The 13,885-nt window shown below is 41.9% G+C and carries 7 protein-coding genes; 3 read left to right on the plus strand and 4 right to left on the minus strand.

From position 1 onward, the window contains the following. Positions 1-206: 206 nt before the first annotated feature. Entirely contained in the window at positions 207-3,422 is a 3,216-nt protein-coding gene (locus AC5JMF_RS15255; protein ID WP_495796576.1) for a CHAT domain-containing tetratricopeptide repeat protein, read from the minus strand. A gap of 679 nt (positions 3,423-4,101) precedes the next feature. Then, positions 4,102-5,877 carry an SWIM zinc finger family protein gene (locus tag AC5JMF_RS15260; protein ID WP_495796577.1) on the minus strand — a complete coding sequence of 592 codons (1,776 nt, stop codon included), beginning with the start codon at positions 5,875-5,877 and terminating at the stop codon, positions 4,102-4,104. A 284-nt stretch (positions 5,878-6,161) separates the two neighbouring features. On the opposite strand from AC5JMF_RS15260, the gene lpdA reads away from it, so the two are divergent. The 3 genes from lpdA to AC5JMF_RS15275 all read left to right on the plus strand — a co-directional run bounded on the left by lpdA (position 6,162) and on the right by AC5JMF_RS15275 (position 9,347). Next, positions 6,162-7,592, plus strand: coding sequence for a dihydrolipoyl dehydrogenase (lpdA, locus tag AC5JMF_RS15265; RefSeq protein ID WP_495796578.1), 1,431 nt, complete (start codon positions 6,162-6,164; stop codon positions 7,590-7,592). Positions 7,593-7,971: 379 nt separating this feature from the next. Continuing rightward, positions 7,972-8,862, plus strand: a complete 891-nt coding sequence (trpC, locus tag AC5JMF_RS15270; protein ID WP_495796579.1) for an indole-3-glycerol phosphate synthase TrpC — start codon at positions 7,972-7,974, stop codon at positions 8,860-8,862. 233 nt (positions 8,863-9,095) lie between these two features. Next, positions 9,096-9,347 carry a DUF5340 domain-containing protein gene (locus AC5JMF_RS15275; RefSeq protein WP_495796594.1) on the plus strand — a complete coding sequence of 84 codons (252 nt, stop codon included), beginning with the start codon at positions 9,096-9,098 and terminating at the stop codon, positions 9,345-9,347. Positions 9,348-9,690: 343 nt separating this feature from the next. Here AC5JMF_RS15275 and AC5JMF_RS15280 read toward each other — a convergent pair whose 3' ends face one another. Continuing rightward, positions 9,691-11,850: a protein kinase domain-containing protein gene (locus AC5JMF_RS15280; protein ID WP_495796580.1), complete on the minus strand. Its 2,160-nt coding sequence runs from the start codon at positions 11,848-11,850 to the stop codon at positions 9,691-9,693. A 232-nt stretch (positions 11,851-12,082) separates the two neighbouring features. Beyond that, a complete protein-coding gene (locus AC5JMF_RS15285; protein ID WP_495796581.1) occupies positions 12,083-13,834 on the minus strand; it encodes a PP2C family protein-serine/threonine phosphatase in 1,752 nt (583 codons plus the stop codon). Positions 13,835-13,885: the final 51 nt, after the last annotated feature.

A 13,885-nucleotide genomic window follows, 5' to 3' on the forward strand; every position in this document is an offset into this window, starting at 1 on the left:
CCACAAGAGTTTTATTTAATTTGATTATGTAATTTAGATGTTTTTTAGCTTATTAGTCGGTTGAAACCGACTTGAGTTATCAGCCAGAAAATTTATTTTCTGGCGAGTATCCGACTTTTGCAAGAGGTCTAATGAACAAGCCCTCTCCCCTACTAAGAGTTCCTGCTTTCCTGCCTCTTGTGACTATGAAACAACACACATGTCTATCACTTCCATTCACCAAGTAGGGTAAAACCTGCCCAAGAATAAGGATTGCGCCACTCTTGTTGTTGCCAGAGTTTAAGTTGTGCTGCCCTCAAAGCCGCTGCCGGAGATAACCCACGCTGCAACATCTTGCTATAAAATTCTCTCATCAACAACGATGTTGCCTCATCGTTCACATTCCACAAAGACACCACAACTCGTGCCGCACCTGCATACATGAGTCCTCTTGTCAACCCTACTAATCCCTCTCCCTTCACTTCCTTACCCAATCCCGTTTCACAAGCACTTAACACCACCAAATCAGCGGGAAAGTTGAGGTTAAAGATTTCGTTGAGTCGCAGATAACCTCTTTGTGGTTTGCCTTGCTTGTCTACTAGAGATAACACAATACCTGATAACTCTGGGTTAGTGCTATCGAGAAAACCGTGAGTTGCAAAATGTACTAAGCGATATTGGCTGAGTTGTTTGTTAGTTATCCAATTGTAGTTAGCATCGAAGTCAAAAGCTTGCAGATGATTTGAGGGCACTAATTTAAGTATTTCCTGTGCCTCAGTGCGAGTATTTGGAAGTCTACTAATTTCACCACGGTTGATGTTTCTTGTTGAGCGATTGAGTGCAGACTGTTGTAATTCTAAGTCAAGATTATTGTTAGTATTTGTAGATTTGCCTGTAACTCGTTCATCTGATGCAGTAAATACAGGGTCAGCAAGAATCGCTAGGGTTTTTGGTGCTTGGGCGCGTCCTTTGAGTTGTTGGCGGATAATAGCAATGGTTGAGGCGGAAGGTAGGCTAATGATTTCGTGGTTGACTACTAGGGGTTGATAGTTTGCTGTTGATTTTCCTGATGTTAATGCAGCAAAAGGAATGTATTGCAAAGCATCATCACCGACAATTACTAAACGTTTTTGTCCTAACTTGTCAGCAACAGGTGCAATAATCAGTTTACTCAACTCATCAGCAGCTTTGGCTGTTTCTTCTGGGGAAACTCCCTGCATCCCCGGATTTCTGAGATAGTTGTTATATAAATTCTTGGCTAGTTTTTCTATTTGTTCGCGTTTTGGGAGTTCGTAAGTGTGGAGAGAATTGGGTGTGACTACCCAAAGATAACTGTGTTCTTCACCCAAGGAATATTGTAATAGTAGGGTGTCTTTATCTAGTTGTTGCTGAATTTGGTTTAAGGTTAGAGGTTGGGGATATTTGAGGTTTGCATACTCTGGATTAGTGGCACGGATTTTTTCTTTGAGTTGTTGTTGTTGTTTGAGCAAGTCTTCAAGTTGTTTTTTGGTATCTGCTAGAAGTTGGGCAGGTGATTCTTTTTGGCTTGCTAGTTGTGAGAGTTGTTTTTCTTGGGCATCAACTAGTAACTGTAAACGTTGTTCTTGTGCTAAGAGTTTGGGGTCGATATCTTTTTGAATATCGATGTTAGCTTGTGTTAACAGTTCAATTAAACCACGGGCACGAGAGCGATCGCTTGCTTGCAGTGCAATTGCATCGTATCCTTTGGCTGGGTCTTTTTTGTGCAACTGCATCAGCAAGTCGATGTAGAATTTGTAAACGTCTTGCTTTGATGCAAAGTAAGAAGCGCGTAGTTCTTGACTATCAACTTTGGTACGTAAATCTTCAATAATTTTAATAGCAGCTTCAACTTGAGTCAGGGCTTGTTTGAGGTTGCCTTGGTTGCGTTCTGTAAAAGCAATACTGTAAAGGGTGTTGGCTTCCCCTGCTTTGTCCCCGACTGCACGACGTATGGGTAAAGCTTGGTTGTAGTATGAAAGAGCTTGTTGCTTTTCTCCTAATAAGTCGTAGACAGCGCCAAGATTGTTGAGGATGTTGGCTTCCCCTGCCTTGTCCCCGACTGCACGGAGTATGGGTAAAGCTTGGTTGTAGTATGAAAGGGCTTGTTGCTTTTCTCCTAATGAGTCGTAGACACTGCCAATATTGTTGAGGGTTCTGGCTTCCCCTGCCTTGTCCCCGACTGCACGGAGTATGGGTAAAGCTTGGTTGAAGTATGAAAGAGCTTGTTGCTTTTCTCCTAATGAGTCGTAGACAGCGCCAATATTGTTGAGGGTGTTGGCTTCCCCTGCTTTGTCCCCGACTGTACGGTATATTGGTAAAGCTTGGTTGTAGTATGAAAGAGCTTGTTGCTTTTCTCCTAATGAATCGTAGACAAAGCCAATATTGTTGAGGGTGTTGGCTTCCCCTGCCTTGTACCCGACTGCACGGAATATTGGTAAAGCTTGGTTGAAGTATGAAAGAGCTTGTTGCTTTTCTCCTAATGAAGAGTAGACACCGCCAAGATTGTTGAGGGTGTTGGCTTCCCCTGCCTTGTCCCCGACTGCACGGAGTATGGGTAAAGCTTGGTTGAAGTATGAAAGAGCTTGTTGCTTTTCTCCTAATGAATCGTAGACACTGCCAATATTGTTGAGGGTGTTGGCTTCCCCTGCCTTGTACCCGACTGCACGGAATATTGGTAAAGCTTGGTTGAAGTATGAAAGAGCTTGTTGCTTTTCTCCTAATGAAGAGTAGACAGCGCCAATATTGTTGAGGGTGGTGGCTTCCCCTCCCTTGTCCCCGACTGCACGGAGTATGGGTAAAGCTTGGTTGAAGTATGAAAGAGCTTGTTGCTTTTCTCCTAATGAATCGTAGACACTGCCAATATTGTTGAGGGTGTTGGCTTCCCCTGCCTTGTACCCGACTGCACGGAATATTGGTAAAGCTTGGTTGAAGTATGAAAGAGCTTGTTGCTTTTCTCCTAATGAAGAGTAGACAGCGCCAATATTGTTGAGGGTGGTGGCTTCCCCTCCCTTGTCCCCGACTGCACGGTATATTGGTAAAGCTTGGTTGTAGTATGAAAGAGCTTGTTGCTTTTCTCCTAATGAGTCGTAGACTTTGCCCATACAAACAAGTGTGAATGCTTCCCCTGCTTTATCGTCCACTTGTCGCCAAAGCTTGAGTGCTTCTTGCCATTTCTCAATTGCTTTTCGCAGTGATTCTGCTGTTCCTTGTTTGTAAAGTTCCAACCCTTCTTGTAAGAGTCGTTCTGCTGCCGCGCGAGTTGCATCTTGCTGGGTTGTTGACTGTTGTGCAATCTGCAATGATCTATTCCTTAGTGTTGCACTTACACTATCAGATAGCAAAACTACACTCAGCAACAAAGTTAAACTGTAACGGCTAAAGTTTGGTAAAAAGCACCTAAAAATCCACTGTTTATTTTGCACTTTGGCTAGGGGTGTAAGGGTGTGGGGGTATACGGAAAATGAGAATTTGAGCAAGCGCGTAAACACGCACTGGCTTGTTGAGAGACATTGCTCTCATGAAATAATTATTCTGTTGTTCTGCGAGATATTACTGAAAATTTATTCTAATTTTATAGAGGCGAGGAGCGATCGCGCTTTTGGTTTCTGTTTTTGAAACGTATATAGGACTTACGCATTGACAGAAAAGTCAAAATAACAGGTATAGTTTTCAAGGCTTATAGCTAGATTTTTCAATGAAATTTTAGCGATCGCACCCAATCAAGGGTGATTGACAAAAGCCTGAAACAACGTATTTACATTGATACACAAGATAGTTATTTTGTACAGTGCGTAAGTCCTAAGCTGTTCCACATATAACTTGCATAATTAGAGCGGGCAAGATGCCCACTCCACAAGAGTTTTATTTAATTTGATTATGTAATTTAGATGTTTTTTAGCTTATTAATTACGAATTACGAACTTGTACTGAGCGAAGTCGAAGTATTACGAATTACGTTAGCGTTAGCGAAGCGGTAGCGAGTCCTCGATAGCGTTAGCGTTAGCGAAGCGGTAGCGAGTCCTCGAGCGTCAGCGGTAGCGACGCAGGAGCGTCGCGTCATTACGAATTACGAATTACGAATTACGATTTACGATTTACGATTTACTCCATACCTTTTTGTTTGAACATTTCCATCAATTTACGTTTACGCGCATGAGTTTGGATTAGTTTTTCTCGATAGTTTAACCAGTCTGCCCGTTTCCCCGATTCCAAGTAAGCGGCGCGTGCTTTTTTTAACCACTCAACTGCTTCACTGTAGTATTCTGCTTTACTCGCATCCATAATTTTTGCAGCACGGCGATGGGCATTAGCAATTACCCAGCTGGGATTATGAGAGATTGCGGCATCCATGACTCGGTGAATTAACTCAGAATAATAGGAACTGAGTTCAGCAACGATCGCAATTGCATCATCAATTAGCCCTTCATATAAAAAAATATCAACCTTTGCTGATTCTGTTCCCCAAATTCCACAGTTGCGTGTACTTTTTAGCAAGTCTGTTTTAATACCTTCCCAGTTTTCGCCAGCTAACTGTTCTATTCTCTGGTAGTCTGCGAAGGAAGGGTGAGCTTGAAAAGCGGCTTTAACTGCTGCCAAAGTTGCAGTCTCATCTCCCAATGCTTCGGCTAAATCACTCGTCCAACTTCCCAAGTCATATTGACAGTTGCCTGGTAGCTTCAATCCCATCTGAGCAATATGTAATGCTTGTGGTAATGCTCCCTGTTCTCTGAGGGTTCTAGCCAGGGCAAAGGCTTCTTCCATTGAGTTCATTTGAGTTTGGGCTGCGTTCATTGCTTCTTCTACCCTGCCCAATTGCCCCAGCATTGTTAAATACTGTCGATTTTGCCCTGCCACTTCTGCCAAATACAGGTATTCTTGATAACGCTCTTGACGTTCGAGAATTTTTAAGCGACTCAATACTAAATTATCTGCATAGTCTGGTGATTCTCCTTGCCATAGTCCCTCTTCGATCATATTTCCTTGGAGAATTCTCACCAGTGGTGGATAATCCCAACCCTGCTGCAAAGCTTCTAAACTCATTCTAAAATCAGCGTTCCACTCGTCTTGCCATGCTTCCAAATTCACTTGCACATCGACTGTTTCCTCTGGAGTGAGTTCGGTGGTGAGAATTGCCTCACACCAAGCATCATTTAATTCCCAGGCAATTTCATCGTTTTCAGCACCGTACTCGGCGACATCATACCAGTTTTCCACACAAGTAGAGGTAATCGCTTCTAAGATGGCGATCGCATTATTACCTTCCCCACGTTCGCTAAAATCACTGGCAATTTGCACTACACTCAGTAATTCGTCAGTAATCGGGTCTTCTTCATAACCCTCCTCAAAATGGCGCACTGCATCTCGAAAAATCTGCCGCACTTGCCGCTGTACAGGGGCCACATCAATCGCATTGGGGGGCACAGATTTGATGATTTGAGATTTGGGAGTTGGATTTGTCATCAAACTGACATGATTGTCAATCATCTCAATCAGTTGCGGATATTCTGCTACCAACTCTTGCACCAGTGTTTGAGTTTGAATATGATCCAAGCGATCAAGTAATTGTTCGAGAGTAGGACGCTGCTCAATAGTGTCTGCATGACGCGTACAAACTAGCATCGTCGCCACAATATGTTTACACCACCCATCAAAATCGTAAGCACAGGTGCAGCTAACATCTATCAATCCCTGACTATCAAAACTCAAGTTGACACGATAGGGTCTAGCCTCACTACCTTCGACTTCTGCATATAGCATGTGACCACGTTGGGTGACGCTAATAACAGCACCTGCCTCATAGTATGCCTCGCCTCTCTGAAAAGATTTAGCGTTGGCATAACGACGGATAGTAAACTCACTAATTTTGGGAATACACATCGGGCGATCGCCTGTGGAAATCCTAAGCCTTGATGAATTCTACATCCTTCAGCTTATACTAATTCGGAGTGGGGGTGGAGATTGGCTTTTTCAGGAGATGGATCGGGAGAAAACGCCAGCAATGTAACGTAAAAACGAAAAGTTTACAATAATATTGAAGATACGAATTTCTTCGCTCGCTCAGGTGCATCATAATTTGATTTAGCAACATAAAATTTGAAAGGGGTTGCACTGGTTGCTAGTCAAGTTGAGAATAAATAGGCGAAGCACACGGGGAAACTAATGTGAGTCATGGATTTGATTATGATTTGGTGATTATCGGCGCTGGTGTGGGTGGACATGGCGCAGCCCTACACGCTGTCAGCTGTGGTCTCAAAACAGCGATTATCGAAGCTGCTGACATGGGAGGAACCTGTGTCAATCGTGGCTGTATTCCTTCTAAAGCCCTGCTAGCGGCATCTGGACGTGTGCGGGAGTTACGCGATGCCCATCACCTGAAGTCGCTAGGCATTCAAGTGGGAAATGTGGAGTTTGATCGCCAAGCGATCGCTAACCATGCTGATAATCTAGTAGCGAAGATTCAAGGCGATTTAACTAACAGTCTCAAACGCCTGGGAGTTGATATTATCAGGGGCTGGGGAAAAGTTGCTGGGACACAAAAGGTCAGTGTGACTGTTGATGGTAGCGAAAGAAACATCACAGCCAAAGACATCATTCTTTCCCCTGGTTCGATTCCTTTTGTACCACCAGGGATTGAGATAGATGGCAAAACGGTATTCACCAGTGATCAAGGTGTCAAGTTAGAAACATTACCAGATTGGGTGGCAATTATTGGCAGTGGTTACATCGGCTTGGAATTTTCGGATATTTACTCGGCTTTGGGCTGTGAAATTACTTTAATTGAAGCATTAGATCAGCTAATGCCGGGATTCGACCGCGATATAGCCAAACTTGCCGAACGGGTGTTAATTACTCCCCGCGATATTGAAACTAAAGTAGGGATTTACGCCAAAAAAGTTATCCCTGGTTCGCCAGTGGTGATTGAGTTGGCAGATTTCAAAACAAAATCAGATTTAGATGTGATTGAGGTGGATGCTTGCTTGGTAGCAACAGGACGCATCCCAGCGACGCAAAATCTCGGTTTAGAGTCTGTGGGTGTAGAACTTGATCGGCGAAACTTTATCCCAGTTGACGATCGCATGGCGGTATTATCAGCAGGTGAGCTAGTTCCCCATTTATGGGCAATTGGCGACGCTAATGGCAAAATGATGCTGGCTCATGCAGCTTCTGCCCAAGGCATCGTGGCAGTGGAAAATATAGTGGGACGAGAACGGACAGTCGATTACCGTAGCATCCCCGCCGCCGCATTTACCCATCCAGAAGTTAGCTATGTGGGCTTAACAGAAACAGCTGCCAAAGATTTAGGGCAAGCGGAAGGGTTTGAAATTGCCACAAGTAAGAGTTACTTCAAAGGTAATTCTAAAGCGTTGGCAGAAAATGAAGCTGACGGTATAGCTAAGGTGGTGTATCGCCAAGACACAGGTGAGGTTTTAGGCGTTCACATTTTTGGACTTCACGCCTCAGACTTAATTCACGAAGCCTCAGCAGCGGTTGCCAACCGTCAATCCGTCCATACCCTTGCTCATTTAGTTCACGCCCACCCCACACTTTCAGAAGTGCTGGACGAAGCGTATAAACGAGCGATCGCAATTTAGGGAATGGGGAATTCGTAATTCGTAATGACGCGACGCTCCTGCGTCGCTAACGCTGACGCTCGTACCTCGCTACCGCTGACGCTCGAGGACTCGCTACCGCTTCGCTAACGCTAACGCTATCGAGGACTCGCTACCGCTGACGCTCGTACCTCGCTACCGCTTCGCTAACGCTAACGTAATTCGTAATTCTCCCCCTCCTCCCTGCCCCCTGCCTCACAGGTGTAGGTATTTTACATTCAATCCGAAAAAGCCTATTTTTGCGTTCCGAAATCTTTCTCCTCGTCCCTGCGTCTCACCGTCTCCGCGTCGCTCAAAACGCAAAATATTAAAAACCTACACCTGTCAGTTGCCCCCACTCCCCTCATCCCCACTCCCCAACATGCAAATCCGTCGCCGTCAACCCAATCCATCGATTGCCGTATCTATCTTGCGTTATCAGGTTGCTTTACCAAACGCTGCGCCGAACAATATTCTAGAAGAGATTGTCTGGCATAAAGAATCAGAGGTTGATCAAATGCGCGAAAGGGTGCCTTTACAAGAGTTGCAAAAGCAAGCACTTTCTGCACCACCCACCCGTGATTTTGTAGCAGCCCTGCGCCAAGGTAAGACAAAGCCCGCATTGATTGCGGAAGTCAAAAAAGCTTCTCCTAGTAAAGGCGTTTTTCGAGAAGATTTTGATCCAGTTGCGATCGCTTTGTCCTATCAACAAGGTGGTGCTAGTTGTATTTCGGTGTTAACGGATGCCAAGTTTTTTCAAGGCGGTTTTGACAATTTAGCTAAAATCCGTGCCGCAGTCGATTTACCTCTATTGTGTAAGGATTTTGTTATCTATCCTTACCAAATGTATTTGGCACGGATTCAAGGCGCAGATGCGGTTTTATTGATTGCTGCAATCCTCAGTGACCAAGATTTGCAATATTTCATCAAAATTGCTCGCAACCTCAACATGGTAGCCTTGATTGAAGTCCACAATTTGGCAGAACTGGATCGCGTGTTGGCCTTAGATGGCGTATCCTTAATAGGAATCAACAATCGCAATTTGGAGGATTTCTCTGTTGACCTGCAAACTACTTGTCAACTGCTAGCTGCAAGGGGTAGCCAATTGCAAGAAGGGAAAATCCTAGTTGTGAGCGAGTCAGGATTGCACAACCCAGATGATTTGAGTTTGGTATCTACAGCTGGTGCAGCTGCTGTCCTGATTGGTGAATCTTTGGTCAAACAACCAGATCCTAGTTTAGCGATCGCCCGTATACTACCAAGGCATTTCTAACAGAGTTGCCGCACCCAAGCTCTGCAACCGTAAATACCCTGCGTAATTGGTAAACTAAGTTACTTAGAAACACGCAGAAATTGCCCAACGCATTACCAATCTCTTTGCTAAATCTTCATTGCTCTCTAAGTTCTAGCACTAAGGAAATAGTTATTTTCTGTGTAACAATTTATTAGCAAGAGACTAAATGCGACTAATACAACATCCCAAATTTGAAATTAAAACTTAACTTCATGGAGCAAATTCCTCTACCTTCACCTATCCACTACGAACTTCTACTCCAACTTCTAGAAAGACAAACCATGTTAGCAGTCAGCGACAACCCCGAATTACGACATCAAGTAAATCAGCTAATTATTACTCTGCGAAAAGCCGCAGCACAACAAAAACGATTAGAAGAAATTTGTCAGTTTTCCTCAGCGGAAATTGACCACCGCTGGTCACTTAATCATCATAACGGAGCTACAGTTGTCGTCCCCGATTGATATTGACTACAGAATCTTCTTTAAATATCACGATTAGCAACTAGGCAAATCGTAATTCGTAATTCGTAATTAAATGAGTTGGGGTTCTTGTTGTTCATCGAAGAAGGGAAGCTCACATCTTGCATCTGCCAGTGAAAATAATGAGTCTGCCGCAATAAAGTTATAAAAATTACATATCTATTTGTCTCTGCATTTAGTCCATTTCTAATGGACTTTTGCTATAAGACAGGGATTTACAATCCCTGGCGGTAGAGAGCGAAGCCGAACAATTAGGTAAGTTTTGCGACTGACAGTTTGAAAGGTGCAAGATCTGAAAAAGGGAACAGTTTTAAAAAAATAAGCCCTATAGTTTTAACCCTATTAAATCAAAAGCTTGTTTAATTCCTTGTGCCAATATTGGTTGATTTTGCTGTTCATAAAGTTGAATAGCTTGACGATATACACCTAATACCTTTGGATAATTATCAATCAACCCATGCTCATTTCTAATATGATGCAAAACCCAACCTAAATTGTGATAGGCTTCTGCATAATCAGGGTTGACTTGAGACGCCAATTCTAAAAATAAACAGGCTTTTAACCATAGCTCTCGTTGTCCTAATCTTTGAGCCTCCTGTCCAAGAGTTGTGCCTAAACGAAATAATACAAAAGCGTCTTTAGAATTCACCTGATGACAATCTTGATAAACTTTGATTGCTGCTTGCGAGTTTCTCACATGTTCATAAGCAATGCCCAGGTTGAGAATTATCCAAAAAGGTACTTTTGGTTTAGATGCTCCTTGCTCAAACTCAACTAATGCATTAGCCCATTGACCTTGTGAAGCTTGCAACCAACCTTTAAACCCATGTGCAAAATTATTATCAGGTACCTGAGTCATGTACTCTTGCAAACATATCTCTAGCTCAGAAGTAGTTGTCTTAGTTTCATTATGAAGTGCAACCAACAAGCAAGGATATATCCATGCTTGCAAACTCTGAGCATGTTGAGAGTTAATTTGTTGAGAACTTGAGATAGCTTGTCGTGCAGCCGGGATTGCAAATTGCCATTGCTTCTGATTAACAGCCATCCAAGCTTTTAAACCCAATGCAAAAGTTGAATGCTCATCGAGTTCTAAAGCTTTATTTACTGCAACTACAGACTGTTTCCACTGACCGCACTTAACAAGCGCCCATCCCAAATTAGCCCATATCCAAGACTCGTTACGAGCCAAATTCACCGCCCGTTGCAACTGTTTAACAGCTTCTGACCAATTAGACTGACGACAATAAAGTAGCCCCAAAAGTCCATGAAGTCTGCCATCATCAGGTAGAAGTTGAAGTGCTTGCTGTACAGCAGCTTCTGCTTGCGAATCATTAAGATGAATCAAAACCAAAGCTTTTTCAACAGCAGCTTTACTATTTTCTGGTTCTTCCAGCAGACAATGCTGATACACTTGAGCCGCTTGTAATAAATTCCCTTGCCTAACTAATTCCCGCGCCTGAGTTAGAAGGGGAGATATGTAATTACCATTTAAAGCTTCAATGAGATAGTTTGCATCCTGAAATCGCTCCTCTACTTTCAAATTCATCCCAGTGAGAATGATTCTTTCTATCAAAGGGCTAAGACTACCGACTACCTGACGTAGAGGAATTAGAGAATCATTGCCGCCGAGAGTTGTCGTTTTCGAGTTCACCCTATCTAAAGCATCAGCAGGAAGTCGCCCAGTGAGTAACTCATACATTGCAGCACATAAAGAGTAAATATCTGCACTGGGATGACGGGTGGCTCGATAAGAATACTGCTCTGGCGGGGCATATCCAGGAGTCCAAATTCGCGTCATGTTTTTGCTGCGACCTGCTAAAAACTCTCTAGAAGCACCAAAATCTATTAATACTGCTCTATCTTGATGATTGATAATAATATTGTCTGGTTTAATATCTCTGTGCAGCAAATTATTTTCATGAATAATCTTCAGAGCATAGGCTAATTGTAAAAAATATTTTTTTATCCTGTTTTCTGAGAGAATTCCTTCTTCTTTTAAAATGTTATGTAAGGTTTTACCATCGATAAATTCCATTACTATATAGACAGTACTATTCTCTTCAAACCAATCATATATCTTAACAATACTGGGATGTTTAAATTTAGCTAAACCTTGCAAATTTTGTGCTTCATCCTGAAACTTATTGATTTGTTCTTGGCGCTCCAGTGGGGGTATAGAATACGGCCATTTAACTTTTAAATCTTCTCTCCCGGCTCTATCTGGCCAGAGTTCTTTAATAGCAACATACCTAGAGCTATTAACTAAATCTTTTGCTTGATATGTAATAGCAAATCCTCCTTGACCCAAAGTTTTTTCTAATTGATATTGATGATCTTTCAGAAATGTTCCTGGAGGTAAATGATTAGGAGCAACAAACTCTGAATTGCTTTCAGCTATCAAGGAAAGCTCTGCACCACAACTCAAGCATTTTAACTTGTCATCTGGGTTAATTGTTAAGCAACAAGAGCAAAGATTGGACATAATTTTTAAATTTAATAATCAACAATTTATTTTTAATCCAGCCGGATATCTTCGGTGCATTAGGACTTGCGTCCGTAACACCCCCTACAAGATTAAAGCTTTTAACACGTTCCGTGGGTTTAAGTCCCCCGCTTCTATAATCGGCAAGTTTTGTGTTGGGGTGAAATCCCTATTACAAAAATTAATTACGAATTACGAATTACGAATTATTTAATTCGCATTAAGCGTAAATTCACTCGTAATATTTTTCTATAGAACATTGCAATACAAGAATAGTTGCATTATCAATAGCTCCTCTATAAATGACTTGATCAATTGTTGTATTAGCAGCAACTTGTAAGTTTTGATTAGTAACAAAAACTTCTGCTAACTCATCCATAGAAACTAAATCCCAAATACCATCTGAGCAAAGGATTAAAGTATCTCCATCTTCTAAAGTCATTGATAAACTTGAGCCAAAACGGCTTAAATCTTGGAGATAATCCTCGCTAATTTTACGTTTACTCCCAAGAGACTTAAGCAAAACACTACGGTCTGGATGCTCTTGACTTTCTTCATAGCTAATTTGACCATTAGCGAGTAGCATAGCTACCATAGAATGATCCTCACTTAACTGACATATACAACCGTTCCGTAATAAAAAAATCCGGCTATCACCGATATGAGCAATCATTAATTCTCTATTGACTGCTAACACAAGACTTAGTGTAGTTCCTCCATCTTGTACATGTTGAGATACAGATTCGTTAGCTTTTTGCACTAAAGTAGTTAACCATTTGGCGCGGTCTGCCGCACTTTTTAAACTAATAGGTATAGCTGCTTCTAAAACTGTCTTAACAGCGAATTGACTGGCTATTTCACCTTGGGCCATGCCTCCCATACCATCGGCTATAACTGCCAAAATTAAAGCCTCAGACTGATTTGAGTAATGTTGTTTGACACCATAGCTATCCTCATTTTGCAGACGACTTGGTGATAAACCTACAGTGGAACGACTGGCCACGCACCATCGAATTTGTGGTGTATTGTATGATTGTCTGGTTTCAATTAGAATGCTGAGTAGTTGCGATAAAGAAAAGCGATCGCCAAACGATGCCAAGCAAATACTAATAATTTGGTAAATTCGAGGAATCGGTCTGATTATCAGTTTGCCAGGGTCATCCAGATTAGGAAGTTGATGATGAATAGATTGATACAACAAAATACCTACAATATAGGTACTCATCTGCTCATCAATTGGATAACCTAAAGCTAGTTCGCAAGCACAATAATCTCCTGTTAAGCCATAGCTAAGCTTTTGACCAACACCACAAATTCCTGTCAAATCAAAAAATTGAATCAGTGTGCCTATCTGAACAAAAGCTGGTGTAATTTGAACAAAGCACCATCCTTGTTGATAAACGTAGCGAAAAAACTGGCATACTTGAATAGCCAACGATAAGCATGTTTCTAAAGTATGGTCTTGTTTTAGCCAAGCTAAAAGTGTCTTTTCTGGCTCTGGCAAATAGCTAAGTAGTATTCTTTTACTACTAGGCAATTTAGATACTAATGCTCGTGGTTCTAAAAATTCTTCTTCTAAATATTCAGACTCATCCAGCAGAGTTTCTGGAATAAAAATAGGGTTTAAAGATAACTCAATATCTGCTTCTACAGCTTGTTCTGATGAGCAATTAATAACTATCCAATCCTCTGTAGAGCATAATAATTCCGCAACCATTTTGTGGTTATCAAGAACCTGCCTTAGTTGTAGTTCTAAATTGAGATTACCATCAACATCTCCTACACGCAATAATCCCAATCTTTCTAAATTAACTTCATCAAGCCTACTGTTATTCTCAAATTTATGAATATTGACATGAAAATAATGAACATCAGCAAATAGACCGAGATAAGCTTTCACTTCTATGCAAAACAGGTCAATTTGAAAACAGATGTTTTCTTGAATCACTAGAATATTAGGAGCATCAGTTGTGGAGATATTCATAGGCAATTCAAAATAAAATAAACTTGATATCGCTCAACCTCCTTGCAAGTG

The organism is Desmonostoc vinosum (assembly GCF_059505385.1).

Excerpts from the sequence above, each read along its gene's own strand:
- AC5JMF_RS15285 (WP_495796581.1), bottom strand. The coding sequence starts at position 13,834 with ATGAATATCTCCACAACTGATGCTCCTAATATTCTAGTGATTCAAGAA.
- trpC (WP_495796579.1), top strand. The coding sequence starts at position 7,972 with ATGCAAATCCGTCGCCGTCAACCCAATCCATCGATTGCCGTATCTATC.
- AC5JMF_RS15275 (WP_495796594.1), top strand. The coding sequence starts at position 9,096 with ATGGAGCAAATTCCTCTACCTTCACCTATCCACTACGAACTTCTACTC.
- AC5JMF_RS15260 (WP_495796577.1), bottom strand. The coding sequence starts at position 5,877 with ATGTGTATTCCCAAAATTAGTGAGTTTACTATCCGTCGTTATGCCAAC.
- AC5JMF_RS15280 (WP_495796580.1), bottom strand. The coding sequence starts at position 11,850 with ATGTCCAATCTTTGCTCTTGTTGCTTAACAATTAACCCAGATGACAAG.